The following is a 17,916-nucleotide window of genomic DNA, read 5'->3' on the forward strand; positions in this document are numbered from 1 at the left end:
CGCGCCATACAACAATGAGACCGGCGGCGGCCCAGCGCCGCCGGTCTGTTCGCAACAGAGAACTACCTCACATCGGCTGCTTGGATGGATAAGGCATTTATCAAGGGACTGAGGCTCCTCGAGGCGCTCGCGATGAGCGAGCAGCCACGCGGGGTCACCGATCTCGCCAATGAGCTGAAGTTCACCAAGAGCAACGTGCATCGACTGCTGGCGACGCTGCAATCGCAGGGCTTCGTTCGCCAGATTCCGCCGCACAGCACCTACGAACTCACAACCAAGCTATGGGTGCTCGGCAACCACGTCATTCAGCGCATGGATCTGATCCGTATCGCACGCCCGGCGATGACGGCGCTGGCCGAAGTTACTGGAGAGACCGTTCATCTGTCGGTGCTCGAGGGCACCGACGTTGTCTATGTGGACAAGATTGAAAGCGCGCATCATATCCGCGCGCATACCAGCGTCGGCATGCGTGCGCCTGCATTCACCATGGCAACCGGGAAGGCGATGCTCGCGCAAATGCCAGACGAATATCTGGAGAACTTTCGCCCGCATCTCAGGCGTTATACGGATACGACGCGAACGACCATCGAGGAGTTGCGCGAAGACATCCATGCGGCACGGGCACAAGGTTACTCGTCAGTGCTGCATGGCGAATGGCGGGAAGGTATAGCCGCCTGCGCTTGCGCCATCGTTGGTCGCTCCGGTGAACTCGTCGGAGCCATCGGGATGTCTGGCCCAGACATCCGGGTCAAGCGAAAGCAGATCAAGGAATACGCCGTTCACGTGATGGAAGCGGCGCGCACCATCGGCCTGGCGCTCGGCCATGTTCGTGCGATGTGAACAATGGCTGCCCATTCGAAGTCCGTGAGTTCATACCGCATGATTCGATGCTCCGCTTTGGACGCTTGAATCACGTCTAAGCCGATGCCTTCAACTGGCAAAAAACGGAAGACCGTACTTGCGAGATTGCCCCGTAAGCGGACATATCCGGACATGCCAAAATCGACCCGAATGACCCACACCAGACATGGGCTGTTTCGATCTCCTGGGCACCGGCGCGCGCGGTCGCAGGAGCGCGGCGAGCACAGGGACGTCACCCGCGACGCCGCGAAATAACTGGTAGTACTCTCGCAAACCGTCGCGTTCGCTGTGAAAGCGAAAGTTGATCGACTGCCGCTATTGCGTGGTGGCCTTGGCTGAGCATCGTCAGCCACGGCCATCACCAGTGATCAACAAGGTGTCCGCTGCACGCGTTTTGCATGTCCTGCTTCGAAGTCGCTGGCGTCGAATCTACTTTCAATGGCGACAACTGAATCGCCACGATTTCGCCTCCGAGCGATCGGCTAATCTCTCAACGTCACGCAATGATTCTCGCGAGGCATTTGGGATGAATGATTTGATCCTCTGGAACGAGCTAACGCGCCGCGAACAGCGAATTATGAACAAGCTGTTCGGTGGCGGATCAGCCTATGGTGATGGTCCGATAGAAACAGTCAACCTCATGCGGCTCGGTCTGATCACCGAAAGCGGATTAACCTCGGCCGGCCTCGAGTTATTCATTGCTGCTTTCAAAGCGCAACGAGACGTCTGTCGGGCGAACTGATTGCGCGCAGAGCATAGCGTTCCGGTCCGGGCCTCATAACGTCGGATGTTTTTTTATTCGATCTTTGCAAATCAAGAGCCAGGCTTGAGCTGTCCGTTCGGCGTAGAGCGTGAGATCTCAAGCTCTTCCTCGTTCATGTCTGCCGACACATCAGCGAAAAGGGGTGTGCTCAAATAGCGCTCGCCGGTATCGGGAAGCATGCAGAGAATATTTGCCCCTTTCTCTGCCTCGGCTGCAACCTTGAGCGCGCCCGCAAAGGTTGCGCCTGAGGTAATACCCACAAAGATGCCCTCTTTGGTAGCAAGGTCCTTGCTGCAGCGAATGGCATCCGGACCGGAGATCGCTAAGATGCGATCGATGACCTTCATTGCGACGGCATCGTCGGTGAGTTTTGGGATGAAATCCGGCGTCCAGCCTTGCATCGGATGGGGCTTGAATGTCGGATGCGGGGCGGCCGGAGTTCCATCTGAGTTTCGCGACTGCGGGGTGCCACTGGCCAACAACTGCGCATCCTCTGGCTCGCAAACCACTATCTTCGTTTCGGGACGCTCCTCTGCGAGCACCCGCGCGACGCCCTTTAACGTTCCGCCCGTTCCATAGCCCGTGACCCAATAATCCAACCGTTCTCCGGAGAAATCGTCGAGTATCTCACGCGCTGTCGTACGCGAATGAATATCGGGATTGGCTTCATTTTCAAACTGCCTAGTCATGTACCAGCCATGCGCCCTGGCGAGCTCGATGGTCTTGTTGATCATGCCTACGGCGCGCTCAGCCGCGGGAGTTACGATGACCTTCGCTCCAAGGAACCGCATGAGCTTACGCCGCTCGACGCTAAATGGCTCTGCCATGGTGATCACAAGCGGGTATCCCTTGGCGGCGCAGACCATGGCAAGACCAATGCCCGTATTTCCACTTGTCGCCTCTATGACCGTCTGACCAGGCTTGAGCTCTCCGGATTTTTCGGCCGCCTCGATTACTCCGAGAGCCAATCGGTCCTTCACTGAACCAAGCGGGTTGAAGGCTTCAATCTTTACGAAAAGATTCACGCCTTCCGGCGCCAGACGATTGATCCGCACTACCGGTGTATTACCGATCGTTTCGACGATACTTTGATATTTCCGTCCCATGATGCATTTCCCGACATTGCGTTGTTTGCGACGGCTCCAATTGCCATGCATTGCGTCGAAGCTGCCCTCGGTTATTGGGGACAATCATTGGGCGCGCAAGAGTTAGCTTTCAGGGCGTACCCGACTTCACCGCCCGTCCTGATTGATCGTAGCGCGGCAAATGGACCTGTTTTGAACATTGTACCTAGCGGAACAGCCACCGCCTATGCTTTGGTAGAGGCAGATAGTTTTTCACCGAGCCAGGGAGCGTTTTTTGCCCGGCGAGCGCGTGGAACGGCGACTGGCGGCTGTGCTGGCGGCGGATGTCGCCGGCTATAGCCGGTTGATGGGTCATGCCGAGGAGCGCACGCTTGCGGAGCTAAAGACGTTTCGAAAGACGCTTGTCGATCCCAGGATCGCCACGCACTGCGGTCGCATCGTCAAGACCACTGGCGATGGCATGCTGGTCGAATTCGCCAGTGCTGTCGATGCAGCGCGCTGTTCGGTGGAAATCCAGCAAGAGATGGCTCAACAAAACGCCGCCGTTCCGCCGGAACTCAGGATTGAATTTCGCATCGGCATACACGTTGGGGACATCATCATCGACGACAACGATATTTTCGGCGATGGTGTCAACATCGCAGCCCGTCTTGAGGGAATTGCCGAGCCAGGCGGCATCTGCATCTCCGATGATGCACACAGGCAAATTCGCGGCAAGCTCGACGTCGCCTTCGACGACATCGGCGAGCAGACTTTAAAGAATATTGCCGAACCAATGCGCGTATGGCTCATACGGCTTGCCCGCGAGAGCGCCCCTGCGATCCCGTCAAATTCGTCTGCGAAACAAGTTCGAGATCTAGCGCTACCTGACAAACCGTCCATCGTCGTCCTGCCGTTCGACAACATGTCCGCTGAGGCGGGTCAGGATTACCTTGCTGATGGTATCGTCGAGGCAATTACCGCAGCTCTTTCGTGCATTCGCTCTTTTTTCGTCATCGCCCGTAGCTCAGCGTTCACCTATAAGGGCCGCGCGATAAATGCGCGCAACGTTGGTAAGGAGTTGGGCGTTGCTTATTTGCTTGAGGGTAGCGTGCAGAAAGTCGGCAATCGCCTCCGCATTATCGTTCAGCTAATCGAAACCGAGGGAGGGGCACACGTTTGGAGCTCACGCTTTGACGGCGCAGTCGACGAGTTCTTTGACCTCGAAGACCGAATAACCGAGCAGGTGGCAGGCGCTCTACAGCCTTCCATCCGCATTGCCGAGATTGAGCGGTCGCGACGCAAACGGCCGCAAGACCTGAGCAGCTATGATTATACTATGAGAGCGATGCCTCATGTCTGGGCGTTGGAGAAGGAAGAAAGCGCTAAAGCGATTGAACTCCTCGAAAAGGCGCTCGCGATTGATCCCGAATATCCCCTAGCTTTGTCGCTTGCTGGTTGGTGCCACGCCCAGCGCTCGGTCTATAACTGGGCAGACGACATCGTTGGAAGCCAGGCAATGGCGCGATCGCTCGCCGAGCGGGCAGCAGAGATGAGTGGCGATGACCCTATCATTCTGGCGGTACTCGGCGCAGTGCACACATTCGTACGCAACCATGGAACCGCGCGTATACTGCTTGAGCGAGCCGTCAGCCTCGACCCGAACGCTGCATGGGCCTGGAGTAGGCTCGGATGGTTAGAGAACTATGCCGATCAGCCTCAGAAGGCAATTGACAATTTCGAGCGCGCTCTGCGCCTGAGCCCGATTGATCCAATGAATTTCAACAACTATGTAGGAATAGCCTCTGCGCATGAAGTAGCGCAAGAATACGACAAGGCTGCCGCGTTCTATCGGCGCGCCCTCGAAGAACGGCCAAACGCTAGTTGGATTTATCGCAATTTGGCGTCGGTCCTGTCGGGAGCCGGCCGGGTCGGCGAAGCTAAACAAGCATTCGAGGAGTTGATGCTTACTTACCCCGATCTGACGATTTCAAAATTCAAACAGGCAATGGTGTTTTCGCCTGCTGTTCTGAACCGTATGGCAGAAAACCTCCGAAAGCTCGGGTTGCCTGACTAGGACGACCGGAGAGAGCCGGCCGGCATCGATACCTTTCCGAGCACATCTCGATGAGTTGACTTCCGCTTGTGGGACTTTTCGGACCTGAGGCGATGTCCGACCTGAGTCCGTTATCGGCACCTAAGCGGACGTCCGCCGTCCGCTCCAAGTTTATGGGTTCACGCCCTAGTGAGGCATCCGCATCGTTGTCGCCTGATCGCTCGCCTCGTGTTGCTCAAGGCGATCGGCTTCCTGGCGGTATGCGTGCGATGCTTCGACAAGTCGCGTGACGGTGACGGCATCCATAATGGTCTTTGCCAACCGTTCGGCACGGATCGCTTGTTCTCTGAGATACTGAACCCTGGTCATCTGTTGCCCTCACACTTGCTGATACAAGTTGAGTCAATTTTGATCGTTCCCAGCCTGTCCCCTGATGCTTAACGGACCGTAAGCGGCGCTGGATTCGCAGTGAAGATTGTCCTGATTGTGGTAAACGCGGCGGCGTCGACCCTAATACTCCCGCGCAAACGGACATTCACGTTAAGCCCGAACATTTCGCCTGAGGTGGTAGGCCTGTAAATCGCCTTCACCCTCGTTATTCGCGCCGTTGCTATCCCCGGTTCAAACGGGGAGATCGCAATGTCGGAGAATGCAGGCGTCGCCAAGCGGCTGGAGAAATTTCCGGCGTTCGACGGCTTCCGGGGGATTGGCGTGGTGGTGTTTACCCAATCACGCGTTTGCTGCTACGCGAACGGGCCAAGACCGGCCGCATCTCCTTCAAGGACTTCTATATGCGCCGGGCGCTGCGCATCTTCCCGGTCTATTACCTCACGGTGCTCGTCTGCTACTTCATCTTCAGATTGGGTCCGGCGCATACGCTGAGCCTTCTGACCTACACGTTCAATTTCTATCATCCACTGCATGCGGTGCCGAACCCGCTGGAACACACCTGGTCATTGTCGGTGGAGGAGCGTTTCCGCTGGCCGCATCAGTTGCAACCGAGGGGCGAAGCCGTCGTGATCGGCCTCGGTGACGCGCGCGTGGTGATGGGTGTCGTCGGATCGGGAAGGGCGAAGCCGGTTTGCCGGGACCATGTAGCGAAGGGCGAGTCTTGACGAAGAAGGGCAAGACTTGACGAAGCCTCGCGGCTGCTTCTCATTGGCTGGCAGCATGGCGATAGTCCGTGCCTGCCTGGAGGTCTCGCCCGATGATCACGCTCTATCACTGCGCCCGCGCGCGCTCGTTCCGCCCGCTATGGACGCTTGAAGAGCTCGGGCTGCCCTATGAGCTGAAGATGCTGCCGTTCCCGCCGCGTGTCTTTGCGAAGGAATATCTCGGCATCAATCCGCTCGGCACCATCCCGCTGATGCTCGATGGCGAGATCCGGATGACGGAATCGGCGGCGATCGCGCAATATCTGGTGACCAAATACGGTCCGACGCCGCTGGCCGTCGGCATCGACGAGCCGGACTACGGCGCGTTCCTGAACTGGCTGCATTTCGGCGAGGCGACGCTGACCTTCCCGCAGGCGCTGGTGCTGCGTTATTCGAAGCTCGAGCCGGAAGAGCGCCGTCATCCGCAGGTGGTCGAGGATTATTCGAAATTCTTTCTTGGACGGTTGCGTATGATCGAGACCATCACCACCGGCAAAGACTATGTCTGCGCCGGCCGTTTCACCGCCGCGGACATTTCCGTCGGCTATGCACTGCTGCTGGCCAATCGTCTCGGGCTTGCATCGCAATTCGGGCCGAGTGTCACAGCCTATTGGGCGCGATTGCAGCAGCGCGAGGGCTACCTGCGTGCGGTTGAGTCCGAGAACCGCGCCGGCGACGCGCTGGGTTTGGCGCGCCGCTTCTGAGCGGCTATACCGACCGAACCATATTCAAAACGAGCGAGCAGACCGATGGCCAATGATAGCGTAATCCTGGAGAAGAAGGGCGCCGCACTCTGGATCACCATCAATCGGCCGGAGAAGCGCAATGCCATGAATGGCGATATCATCGCCGGCATCGCCAACGGCTATCGCATGGCGCATGAGGACGCCGGCGTGCGCGTCATCGTGCTGACCGGTGCGGGCGAGAAGGCGTTCTGCGCCGGCGCTGATCTGGCGAATGCGGGTGCGGCCTTCTCGATGGATTTCTCCAAGCCCAACGGCGATCTCGCCGATCTCATGCGGCTGTCGCAAAACGCCACGAAACCCGCCATTGCGCGCGTTAACGGCGTCTGCATGGCCGGTGGCATGGGGCTGCTGTGCATGACCGACATGGCGGTGGCCGCGGACCACGTGATCTTCGGTCTGCCCGAGGTGAAGGTCGGCGTGTTTCCGATGCAGGTGCTGGCGCTGCTGCAGTCCATTGCGCCACGTCGCCTGGTCAACGAATGGTGCATCACCGGCGAGCCGTTCGACGCGCAGACCGCGCTTGGCGCTGGCCTGTTGAATCACGTGGTGCCGGCGGCCGAGCTCGACAGCAAGGTCGACTGGCTGATCTCGCGCATCACCGACAAGTCGCCGACGGCGATCCGCCGCGGCAAATATGCGATGCGCGCCATCGCCGCGATGTCGTTCGACGAGAGTATTGCGTATACCGAAAGCCAGATCGCGATCCTGTCGATGACCGAGGATGCGAAGGAAGGCCTCAAGGCGTTTGGCGAGAAGCGCAAGCCGGTATGGCCAGGTAAATAGGCGGCTCTCGGTGGCGCGCCACGGCAGACCATCGAGCCGGCGTGCCGGCGCATTGTCAGCCTTAAAGTGGAATTAACAGTGTCGCCGTACCCTCGTAGCCCGTGAGCGACCAGGCCATCAGCAGCCCAGCCAAACAGTTCCCGGTGCGGGCAGCGATGCCCTTGCTCGTGGGCGCGTGCGTCTATGGCCTGCTGCTGGCGCTCGGGCCGCAGCTGCTGAACGATCCGGACAGCTATTCTCATATCGCGATCGGCCGCTGGATACTGGCGAATGGCGTCATTCCGTCGACCGACTCGTTCTCGTTCTCCATGCGTGGCGGTCATTGGCTTGCCTTCGAATGGCTCTCCGAGGTCATTTACGGGGCGGTCTATACGTTTGCCGGCTGGCAAGGCGTTGTGGCGCTTGCTGCCGCAGCCATCGCGCTTTCCGTCGGGATTCTGACCCGGTTCCTGCTGCGCGAACTTGCGCCGAAGCCGGTATTGATCATCGTTACAGCCGTGGTCGTTCTTCTCGCGCCGCATCTGCTGGCGCGGCCGCATGTATTGGCACTGCCGGTCATGATGACGTGGGCGACCGCGCTCGTTCGTGCCATGGATACGCGTGCACGGCCGCCTTACTGGGCGTTACCCCTACTGGTTCTGTGGGCCAATCTTCATGGCAGCGTCATTCTGGCGCTGGGATTGATCGGCCCCGCGATCCTCGAAGTCCTGATACGGAACAAGCTCCGCGAGCGGCCTCGCGAAGTGCTCCATTGGCTCGCTTTCACGGCTCTCGCTGTTGCCGCATCGTGCCTGACCCCTTACGGGCCCGGCACGCTGTTGATGCCGCTGACGACGCTCGGTCTTGGCGATGCGCTCAACTGGATCGGCGAATGGCGGCCACAGAATTTCGGCCGCATCGGGATCTTTGAGATCCTGCTGCTGGGGGGAATCTTTGCGCTGTCGCGCGGCGTGACGCTTCCCATGGTGCGGGCGCTGGTCTTAATCGGCCTGTTGCATTTTGCTTTGGCGCAGGTGCGCAACGTCGATCTGCTTGCCATGCTGGCGCCGCTCTATCTTGCCGCGCCGATCGCGCGGCAGTTTCGCAGCTGGGCCGCATCCAATGAGGTCGGCTCAGGTCGGACGCTGCAGGTCGGTGCCGTCGGTGTCATGATCCTGGCGACCGTAATCTCTTCGGCGCGCGACGTTCGCCCCGCCGCGCGAAATACGCCGCAGGCAGCGGTGGCCAGCGCCGGTCTGACCGCGGCGAACCGCGTGCTCAACGATTATTCGTTTGGCGGCTATCTGATCTTCGCGGGAATTCCCACTTTCATCGATGGTCGCGGTGAACTCTATGGCGGTCGCTTTCTTCATCGCTACAACAGCGGCCTCTCGCTGGCGGACCTGAATGATTTTCTGAAGCTGCTCGACGATTACAAAATAGATGCCACGCTGCTGGAGCCGGAAACTCCGGCGGTGGCGTTGCTCGATCGGCTGCCAGACTGGAAGCGCGTCTATGGCGACGACGTCGCGGTGGTCCACAAGCGGCAGAATGCAACGGCGAAGTAATTAAGCAGTGGCGAAAGTGGCGTATTGTGCGCCAAGCGGCAGGCCGCTGAAGGCGTTTTCGACACGCCGCGCGGCTTTCGCTTCCCAGGGCAGTAGCAGGAAATGATGCGAAGCGATGTCGCGGAGGCCGGCGCCCGCCATGATCTTTTGCGTCTTGCCCGCGCCGAGCAATACCGCGTCGCGATCGAACTCACAGCGCGCGACAGCAAAACGGGTCAGCGGATTGAACGGGTTGTGTTCGATGACACAGACCAGCCCTCCTGGCCGCACAACGCGCCGCATCTCACGCATGAAACCCGCCCATTCCGCGGGCGGGACGTGATGCATGACGCAGATCGTGGTGACCAGATCGAAGCTGGCATCGGCGAACGGAAAGACGTTGCCGTCGAAGGCCCGGTAGTCGACGTCGGGGTTGTCGACCTGTGCCTGCGCAATACTGGCGGAGGATACGTCTATGCCGCTGAGTTGACCGACCATGCCGCGCAGCAGTGGATGGAAGCTGCCAACGCCGCAGCCGACATCGAGCATGTCAGGCTTTTTTGATTGAAGCCGCGCTGCGATCAATTCGCGCAATAGATCAGCCTTGGCGCGCATGAAGAAGCTATGCGGCAGGCCGGAAAAGTCGATCGAGGATTGAACGACGTCGCGGTAGTTGCTGCGGTAGCTGTCGAACAGCTGGCTCATGACAATCCGCTCCGTCAGGCGCTGCGCGAGGTGCGGTAAGATGCTTCGCTTTGATCGCGGTCGAAACCGACGCGGTTTTGCACGACATAAAGTGGACGATGTTTCGCTTCTGCGTGAATGCGCCCGACATAAAGGCCGACGATGCCGGTCATCAGCATGTTCAACCCGCAGAGTAGCGACACGATAACGATGATCGACGACCAGCCGGCGACCAGATGCGGGTCGTTCGTCATCCACAGCAGCAACACCCAGCCGCCATACAGCAGAGCCAGGCTCGACACTGTGAGACCGCACCAGATCGCCAGCCGCAGCGGCGCGTCGGAAAAGCCCAGCGCAGCGGACATGGCAAGCCGTGCCATCTTGAACAGCGGATACTTGGTTTCGCCGGCGGCGCGTTCGAGGCGATGGAAGCTCACTTCGGCCTGCCGGAAGCCGAGCCAGGCGATCATGCCGCGCACGAAGCGATCGCGCTCCGGCATCTGGCGCAACGCGTCCAGCACCTTGCGGTCGATCAGTCGGAAATCGCCGACGTCTGCCGGGATACGAACCGAGGTCATACGGCCAAGCACCCGATAGAACACATGGGCGGTGGCGCGCTTGAACGCGCTTTCACCCGCGCGGGACAGGCGGCGCGCATAGACCACGTCATTGCCTTCGCGCCACTTGGCGATCAGTTGTTCGACGACTTCAGGCGGGTCCTGCAAATCCGCGTCCATGACGACGATCGCGTCGCCTTGCGCGGCGTCCATGCCGGCGGTGATGGCCACCTGGTGGCCGAAATTGCGCGACAGGCCGATGTAACGGAAGCGTGGATCACTCTTGGCGAGTGCCTGCAGCACGATGGGGCTGGTGTCGCAGCTGCCGTCGTCCACGAAGATGGCTTCCGCGGGCGCGTCGAGGCGGTCGAGCAGCAGTCCCAGCCGGCGGACCAACACAGGCAGCACGGCCTCCTCGTTATAGACCGGCACGACGATGCTGTAGATGATCCGCCCGCCATCAATCGCCATTTTGGAGTTCCGCCCTGCTGAATGGCGGGATCCTAGGCCCTGATGGTTAAGGCGGCCTTGCAAAGAGCCTTGAAATCAGGCGCCTTGGGCCGCCTTTGCGCGGTTCCATGAGGCAGGCCCAGGTGCGAACCAGACCGCGTGGCGGTCCGCTCGGCTATGGCCGTCTGTCAATCTTGTACAGGACAAATCGTGCTGACCTGTCCACCTCTTGCAATCTGTCGGGCAGCGGGGGCGCCGCAGCGGGACCGAGCACATAGAGATAGTCGAAGTCCCTGTGCCAGGTCTGGATGAAGGACGGCGCGCCGTCTGGCGCGTTGCCGGTGGCGATTGCACTGAGCAACCGCATCGGCACGGGCCCGCCATAAGGAATGGCAAGACGTTGCACGGTGGCACTGGGGCGAAGCGGCTGCTTGCCGGTCTCGGTGAACACGTTGGGGACGAACGCATTGGCGTAATGCACGGCCAGGGTCGGGGCATAGGCCATCGGATAATCTGTCAGGTCGTTGAACGGCGGGTCATCGCCATTGCCGCTTGTCCCGACAAGAACCAGTGCACCGCGATCAAGCTTCTGGAACGAAGCGATCAGCGCCGCATAGTCGGCGCGATAGGAGAGCCAGACGGCAAAGACGGTTGCGAGATTGGCGAGGATGACGCCGCTGACCACCAGCAAGGCGGCAGCGAGCGATCGCCGTTCCGGCAGGGATAGTGAGCAGAAGGCCGCAACGATGATCACCGCGCCGGGGATAATCCGGAGGTCAGCAAATGATGTGCCGAGAAGCTTCGAAGGGATGATGAGATAGAGAAACGAAAAGCCGGCAACAAGCCAGATGCCGACCGGTTCGATCTTCAGAACCTCGTATTTGAACGCCAGATACAGCGATACCAGCAGGACCAGAACGCTGATGGCGGAGACCGTCATGTTATAGCCATTGAGGATACGGAATACCCAAACTGGCTTGTACTGAAGCAGCCACTCCGTGCCGTCACTGCCGACCGATCCGGAGGTCGCGCGCATCATGATCAGCAAGAGCACCACAGGCAGTGCGAGAAGGACGAGGCGCAACAGAGTCGCGCGATAGGGCACCTTCCGCTGATGGGCGCGCCAAAGTTCATACAGACCGATGGCTGCGCCATAGATGCCGAGCGAAAAGAAGTGGACCGCGAAAAGTGCCGGGACGAAACAGGCATTGACGACGAGCCGTATCAGCGGAGCACGCTCGATCACCGCCAGATAGGCGGCGATGCCCCAGAGCGAGATACCCAGGCCGAATTCGAAATTCAGAAACCCCCAGCTGAAGGGCAGGCAATAGACGAACAGCAGCGCAGCAAAGCCGCCGATCTGAACACGGCCCTTTGCAACCCGCTCCAGCGCGAGCGCCCCGCTAATGATCAGTAACTGACTGCAGAGCAAAAACAGCCGGGTTGCGTTCTCCACGCCGACCCATCGTGCGATCTGCGGGACGAGCAGATCCATGCCGAGATTCGGATACAGCGCCCAGTGCACCTCGTAATACGGGTTGGCGCCGGGCTGCCCATTTTGGGCCAGAAGATACATGCGGGCGAGGTGGTTGACATAATCGACCATCGCCGGAATCGGAGTCAGCACAGTCGGGAGAAGCGAAGCGCCCGCAAGCAATACAAAAACGATTATTCCCGCGGACCGCATGTTGGCCGGGGCGGGATTACTGGTCGAGATAGCCATTGGGATTTTTCTGCTGCCAGTTCCAGGCATCGCGGCACATATCCGAAATATCGCGCCGGGCACGCCATCCCAGCGTTTCTTCGGCAACGTCGCCGCTCGCATAGTAGCTGGCGATGTCACCGGCCCGTCGTGGTGCGAAGGCAAAAGGAATCGTCCTGCCGCTCACAGCTGTATAGGCATCGACCAGCTCCAGCACGCTTGTGCCTCGTCCGGTTCCCAGATTGACTTTGAGGACCTTCTGCTTGTGGACATGGTCAAGGGCGGCGACATGGCCGGCGGCTAGATCGACCACATGGACATAGTCGCGTATGCCGGTGCCGTCCGATGTCGGGTAATCGTTGCCAAAAACATTAAGCACAGGCAGTCGCCCGATCGCGACGCGCGAAATATAGGGCATGAGATTGTTCGGAACGTCGTTGGGATCTTCCCCGATCAACCCACTTTCGTGGCTGCCGACCGGATTGAAATAGCGGAGAATTACGACATTCAACGGGGGCAGGGAATGTGCAATGTCGCTCAGTAATTCCTCGGCCTGCAATTTGGTGCGGCCATAGGGGCTGAATGGTGCGAGCTTGTGGTCCTCCCGCAAGGGCAGTACGTCCGGCTCGCCATAGACGGTCGCCGACGACGAGAACACGATATTGCGCACGCCGGTCTGCTGCATCGCCTGCGCTAGCCTCAGCGTGCCGACCACGTTGCAGTCGTAATACTCGGCCGAGCTGGTGACGGAATCCGCAACCGACTTCAGCCCGGCGAGATGAATGACGGCGCTGAAGCGATGCGCCGACAGCGCCGATATCAGCGCTTCGACGTCGCGCACGTCGCCCTTGACCACTTCGGGAGCGGTGCCGGTGATCCGCCGGATGCGGTTGATGACTTCGGGATGGCTGTTGCAGAAATTGTCATAGACGACGACGTTGCGGCCGGCCTGGATCAGCTCCACGCAGATATGCGAACCTATAAACCCAGCACCGCCTGTAATCATCACCGTCATGTCGGAATGGTCCTGCCTGGAAGCCGTCGGGCGACCATTGACACTAGCCCTGTCAGCTTAATAAACGGCAGCTCGTGGTGACAGGTGGCGGCCGACAGCGGCTTTGGTTAGTAAATCGTATCTATCAACTAGCCGGTGCGTTTCAGCCGGTGCAGCGTCACTTCCGGAGGGCAATTCAGCCGCACCGGGAGCAGACTGGTGCCGACGCCGACGGACGTATAGCCGGCCATGCCTTCATGGCGCCACGCGCCGTTGCCCATATGGCGCGGCAGCACAGCTTCCAGCTTGATGGCGTAGCCGCCGGGCAGGCAGAGCTGGCCGCCATGGGTGTGGCCGCTCAACATCAGATCGAAATCGTGCTCGGCCGCCTCGGCATAGGTCTCCGGCGTGTGCGATAGCAGGATCGAGAAGGCGTCCTTCGGAATTTGCGACGCGACCTTCGGGATGTCGTCGGCAAGGTAGAAATGCGGATCGTCGACACCGGCGAGATAGATCCTCTCGTCGCCGCGAGCGATCGTCTCGCATTCGTTGAACATCATGCGGATGCCCATGGCTTCCAGCGCCGGCGTCATGCGGATGCTGTCGTGATTGCCGAGAACGCCATAGACGGGATCGCGCAGCCTCGTGCGAAGTTCACCGACACCTTCGGTGGCGCGCTGATATGGCCCATAGGTCTTGCCGCGATAGTCGCCCGTCAGCACACAGATGTCGTAATCAAGATCGCCGACGAAGGAGATCAGGTGGCGCAGCGCAGCCTCGCTGAGATCGACGTGGAGATCGCTGATATGCAGGATCGTGAAGCCGTCGAACGCGGCGGGCAGGCGCGGTGAGGCGACGATATTTTCGCGCACCAACACGCGGTTGGCCTCGCGGCGGGCGCGGCCATAGAGGCCGGCGAGTTGCAGCACGGTGCGGACGATCGGTGGTGCGGTGAGCCAGTTCTCCAGATTGAAGAACAAGCGGCCCTGGCCGAACAGCTGGTGATCGCGATGGGTCTCGATCTCCAGCCGTGCCTTCACATGCGCATCCCCGATACGGTCGATCAGCGGGCGCAGCGCGCTGTCGTCGATCGGGGGATGCGGTGGCTGAGTCAACGTCGATCTAGCCGGTCGAGGCCTTGAGGCCGGCCGCCTCGATGCCCGCGACGGCTGCGATCTCGTCATTGTCCGATGTGTCGCCGGAGATGCCGATGGCACCGAGCAGGCTGTCCGATGCGTCATGAATGAGAACGCCGCCCGGCACCGGGATCAGCGCGCCGCGCGCCATGGTATTCACGGCATCGATGAAGAACGGCTGTTCCTCGGCACGCTTGAGCAAAGCCCTCGAGCCGAGCCCCATGGCCAATGCGCCATAGGCTTTTCCGTGGGCGACTTCGCCGCGCATCAGGCTGGTGCCATCCTGCGCGATGGTGGCCTTTACGCAGCCGCGGGCGTCGAGCACGGTGATGACCATCGGCTTGAACTTCATCTCGATCACCTTGGCGAGCGAGGCGTCGAGAATCTTGCGGGCTACGTCAAGGGTGAGGTCGGCCATGTCGGTTGTTTCCTAGTTGAGCGTGGAAGAATGGACGTTTGTTGCAGTGCCGTCGAGGCTCATCGCGAGCACGCGCGCGACATGCAGCGCATGGCGCGAGGCGCCGTCAGCGATCTGATGCCGGCAGGATGTGCCGTCGGCGACGATCAGCGTATCGGCGTCGGCCTTGCGCACGGCGGGTAGCAAGGACGCTTCGGCCATCTGGATCGAGACGTCATAGGTGTCGGCACCATAGCCGAACGCGCCCGCCATGCCGCAGCAACTGGATTCGATGGTCTCGACCTTCAGATCAGGGATCAGGCGCAAGGCCTGTTCGACCGGTTTGAACGCACCGAATGACTTTTGATGGCAGTGGCCGTGAACCATCGCCTTCGGCGCGATCGGCTTCAGCGGCAGTTGCAGCCGGCCGGCCTCGGCCTCGCGGACCAGGAATTCCTCGAACAGCATGGCGTGCGCGCTGACGCTCCTGGCCTTATCGTCGGAACGTAGCGACAGCAATTCATCGCGTAGCGTCAGCAGGCAGCTCGGCTCAAGGCCGACGATGGGGACGCCGCGTGCCGCGAAGGGCGCAAAGGTGGTGACGAGACGGTCGAGTTCGGCGCGGGCCTGATCGATGAGGCCTGCCGAAAGGAAGGTACGGCCGCAGCACAGGGCACGACTGCTGCGATCCACTGGCTTCGGCAGATGCACGCGGTAGCCGCCGGCGGTGAGCACGCGCAATGCATCGTCGAGGTTCTCGCGCTCATAGGCGCGGTTGAAGGTGTCGGCGAACAGCACGACCTCGCGGCCATCGATGGGACCGACGGCTTCGGCGTCGCTGTGAAACACGTCGCTGCGCCATTCCGGCAGGCTGCGCTTGGCGCTGATACCCGCATAGCGTTCCAGCAGGTTACGCAGCAGCGGGCTCTTGTTGCGCAAATTCGCCAGCGGCGCGGCATGCGCGGCCAAAGCGGCATAGCGCGGCAGATAGCCGACGAGGCGATCGCGCAGGGTGAGACCATGTTTCGCGACGCGTGCGGACAGAACCTCGATCTTCATTTTGGCCATATCGACGCCGGTCGGGCATTCATGGCGGCAGGCCTTGCACGACACGCAAAGTTTCATCGTGTCGGCCATGGCATCCGACGTCAGCGCATCCGGGCCAAGTTGGCCGGAGATTGCCAGCCGCAGCGTGTTGGCACGGCCGCGGGTGACATCCTTCTCATCGCGCGTCGCGCGATAGGACGGGCACATCACGCCGCCTTCTAACTTCCGGCATGTGCCGTTGTTGTTGCACATCTCGATGGCGCCCTGAAAACCGCCGCCAGCGCCGGGCCATGCGGACCAGTCGAGCGCGGTCTTCAATTCGCCGACGCGATAGTCCGGCGTGTAACGAAACAGCGAACGATCGTCCATCTTGGGCGGATCGACGATCTTGCCGGGATTGAGAACATTCTGCGGATCGAAGCGATGCTTCACTTCGGCAAAGTCGCTGATGATGCGCTCGCCGAACATTTCGGCGTGGAATTCCGAGCGCACGAGTCCGTCGCCGTGCTCGCCGGAATGCGAGCCCTTGTATTCCCTGACCATCGCGAAGGCTTCTTCGGCGATGGCGCGCATTGCCTTGACGTCCTTGTCGAGCTTCAGGTTCAGCACCGGGCGGACATGAAGGCAGCCTTCGGAGGCATGCGCATACATGGTGCCGGTGGTGTCGTGCTTCCTGAATATCGCGGAAAGGCGTTCGGTATAGTCGGCCAGATGCGGCAGCGGCACTGCACAGTCCTCGATGAAGGAGACCGGCTTGCCATCCTGTTTCATAGACATCATGACGTTTAGGCCGGCCGCGCGAAACTCGGCAATACCCGCCTGAAGCGCGGGCTCGGTGACGTCGACGACGCCGCCCCATTTGCGCGGCTCGTTATTCCAGCCAAAGCCGAGATCGCCCATCAATGTGCCTAGCTCTTTCAGCTTGGCGGCATTGGCGGCCTGATCCTCTTCCGCGAATTCGACGATCAGGAGTGCATCCGGATCGCCGCGCACGGCATTCTTGATGATCGGCTGGAACATCGCGATGTCGCGGCCGAGTGCGATCATGGTGCGGTCGACCAGTTCGACGGCGATGGGCTTGAGCTTGACCAGATGCTGGGTCGCATCCATCGCTTCATAGAAGCTGCCGAAGTGACAGACACCGAGCGCCTTGCTGCCGATGAGCGGCCACAGCTTGAGTTCGACCTGCGTGGTGAAGGCGAGGGTGCCTTCGGAACCCACGAGGAGATGCGCCAGGTTGTTGGCGGTGTTGCGCGGTGTCAGCGCATCGAGATTGTAGCCGCCGACACGGCGCTGCACCTGCGGGAAGCGTTCCGCGATCTCCGCGGCCTCACGCTCGCCAAGCGCCAGCATGTCGCGAAACAGGGCAGGCGCATCGTCCCCGGAATTTAATTCGCCGAAATGCAGCAGGTTGCCGTCGGCCAGTGCGGCATCCATCGCGATCGTGTTGTCGCGCATGGTGCCGTAGCGCAGCGAGCGACCGCCGCATGAATTGTTGCCGGCCATGCCGCCGATGGTGGCGCGCGACGCGGTGGAGACATCCACTGGAAACCACAGCCCGTGTTTCTTGAGCTGCCGGTTGAGATCGTCCAGCACGATGCCGGGCTCGACGATGCAGGTGCGGTTCTCGACGTCGAGCGAGAGGAGCTTGTTGAGATGTTTGGAGAGGTCGATGACGATGCCGTCATTGACGGTCTGTCCGCATTGCGAGGTGCCGCCGCCGCGCGGCGTAACGATGCGGCCATCGTCGCGGCAGATTGCCAGCGCGCGCAGCGCCTCGTCGATGGTGCGCGGCACGACCACACCGAACGGTACGATCTGGTAGAACGAGGCATCGGTGGCATAACGGCCGCGATTGAACGGGTCGAAGAACACGTCGCCGGAGACTTCCCGTGACAGCCTGGCAGCCAGCGCGCTGTCTGCAGCCGTGCTCCGAATGATTGCCGCCTTCGCCATGGATTCCAGCCTTGTCCCTCTATCGCCCTGTCTTGCATCC

16 protein-coding genes are annotated in these 17,916 nt (G+C 60.5%); 7 read left to right on the forward strand and 9 right to left on the reverse strand.

Annotated features, from left to right (window positions below; translation table 11 throughout):
* Positions 1–84 precede the first annotated feature (84 nt).
* Together SFY93_RS14260 and SFY93_RS14265 are read left to right on the forward strand one after the other, a co-directional pair.
* On the forward strand, positions 85–840 hold the full coding sequence (locus tag SFY93_RS14260; RefSeq protein WP_320447571.1) for an IclR family transcriptional regulator: 756 nt from the start codon (positions 85–87) through the stop codon (positions 838–840).
* A 547-nt stretch (positions 841–1,387) separates the two neighbouring features.
* A complete protein-coding gene (locus tag SFY93_RS14265) occupies positions 1,388–1,603 on the forward strand; it encodes a hypothetical protein (protein ID WP_175366776.1) in 216 nt (71 codons plus the stop codon).
* A 71-nt stretch (positions 1,604–1,674) separates the two neighbouring features.
* Here the strand turns inward: SFY93_RS14265 and cysK are convergent, their stop codons facing one another.
* Entirely contained in the window at positions 1,675–2,730 is a 1,056-nt protein-coding gene (gene cysK, locus SFY93_RS14270; protein WP_184514913.1) for a cysteine synthase A, read from the reverse strand.
* 253 nt (positions 2,731–2,983) lie between these two features.
* Between cysK and SFY93_RS14275 the strand changes: the two genes are divergently transcribed.
* Positions 2,984–4,765, forward strand: coding sequence for an adenylate/guanylate cyclase domain-containing protein (locus SFY93_RS14275; protein WP_231077522.1), 1,782 nt, complete (start codon positions 2,984–2,986; stop codon positions 4,763–4,765).
* Positions 4,766–4,930: 165 nt separating this feature from the next.
* Here the strand turns inward: SFY93_RS14275 and SFY93_RS14280 are convergent, their stop codons facing one another.
* Positions 4,931–5,113, reverse strand: coding sequence for a hypothetical protein (locus SFY93_RS14280; RefSeq protein WP_309946426.1), 183 nt, complete (start codon positions 5,111–5,113; stop codon positions 4,931–4,933).
* A 368-nt stretch (positions 5,114–5,481) separates the two neighbouring features.
* On the opposite strand from SFY93_RS14280, the gene SFY93_RS14285 reads away from it, so the two are divergent.
* From SFY93_RS14285 to SFY93_RS14300, 4 genes are all read left to right on the forward strand, one after another.
* Positions 5,482–5,859 carry a hypothetical protein gene (locus tag SFY93_RS14285; protein WP_320447572.1) on the forward strand — a complete coding sequence of 126 codons (378 nt, stop codon included), beginning with the start codon at positions 5,482–5,484 and terminating at the stop codon, positions 5,857–5,859.
* Between the two features lie 92 nt (positions 5,860–5,951).
* The gene (locus SFY93_RS14290; RefSeq protein WP_320447573.1) at positions 5,952–6,602 is read left to right on the forward strand and encodes a glutathione S-transferase family protein; all 651 of its coding nucleotides are present in this window, start codon (positions 5,952–5,954) and stop codon (positions 6,600–6,602) included.
* 45 nt (positions 6,603–6,647) lie between these two features.
* Positions 6,648–7,427, forward strand: a complete 780-nt coding sequence (locus SFY93_RS14295) for an enoyl-CoA hydratase/isomerase family protein (RefSeq protein WP_320447574.1) — start codon at positions 6,648–6,650, stop codon at positions 7,425–7,427.
* A 155-nt stretch (positions 7,428–7,582) separates the two neighbouring features.
* On the forward strand, positions 7,583–8,974 hold the full coding sequence (locus tag SFY93_RS14300) for a hypothetical protein (RefSeq protein ID WP_320447575.1): 1,392 nt from the start codon (positions 7,583–7,585) through the stop codon (positions 8,972–8,974).
* Here SFY93_RS14300 and SFY93_RS14305 read toward each other — a convergent pair whose 3' ends face one another.
* The 7 genes from SFY93_RS14305 to SFY93_RS14335 form a co-directional block, all read right to left on the reverse strand.
* The gene (locus tag SFY93_RS14305; protein ID WP_320447576.1) at positions 8,975–9,658 is read right to left on the reverse strand and encodes a class I SAM-dependent methyltransferase; all 684 of its coding nucleotides are present in this window, start codon (positions 9,656–9,658) and stop codon (positions 8,975–8,977) included. It lies immediately after the preceding gene.
* Positions 9,659–9,672: 14 nt separating this feature from the next.
* Positions 9,673–10,665, reverse strand: coding sequence for a glycosyltransferase family 2 protein (locus SFY93_RS14310; protein WP_320447577.1), 993 nt, complete (start codon positions 10,663–10,665; stop codon positions 9,673–9,675).
* Positions 10,666–10,819: 154 nt separating this feature from the next.
* Positions 10,820–12,250: a hypothetical protein gene (locus SFY93_RS14315; protein ID WP_320447578.1), complete on the reverse strand. Its 1,431-nt coding sequence runs from the start codon at positions 12,248–12,250 to the stop codon at positions 10,820–10,822.
* Positions 12,251–12,347: 97 nt separating this feature from the next.
* Positions 12,348–13,361, reverse strand: coding sequence for a UDP-glucose 4-epimerase GalE (galE, locus tag SFY93_RS14320; protein ID WP_320447579.1), 1,014 nt, complete (start codon positions 13,359–13,361; stop codon positions 12,348–12,350).
* A 128-nt stretch (positions 13,362–13,489) separates the two neighbouring features.
* Positions 13,490–14,455, reverse strand: coding sequence for a metallophosphoesterase (locus tag SFY93_RS14325; RefSeq protein WP_320447580.1), 966 nt, complete (start codon positions 14,453–14,455; stop codon positions 13,490–13,492).
* 7 nt (positions 14,456–14,462) lie between these two features.
* Positions 14,463–14,894, reverse strand: a complete 432-nt coding sequence (locus SFY93_RS14330; protein WP_320447581.1) for a GlcG/HbpS family heme-binding protein — start codon at positions 14,892–14,894, stop codon at positions 14,463–14,465.
* A gap of 12 nt (positions 14,895–14,906) precedes the next feature.
* Positions 14,907–17,876 carry an FAD-binding and (Fe-S)-binding domain-containing protein gene (locus tag SFY93_RS14335; protein WP_320447582.1) on the reverse strand — a complete coding sequence of 990 codons (2,970 nt, stop codon included), beginning with the start codon at positions 17,874–17,876 and terminating at the stop codon, positions 14,907–14,909.
* Positions 17,877–17,916: the final 40 nt, after the last annotated feature.

Origin of the sequence: Tardiphaga sp. 42S5, assembly GCF_034044155.1 — a bacterium.
Classification (GTDB): domain Bacteria; phylum Pseudomonadota; class Alphaproteobacteria; order Rhizobiales; family Xanthobacteraceae; genus Tardiphaga; species Tardiphaga robiniae.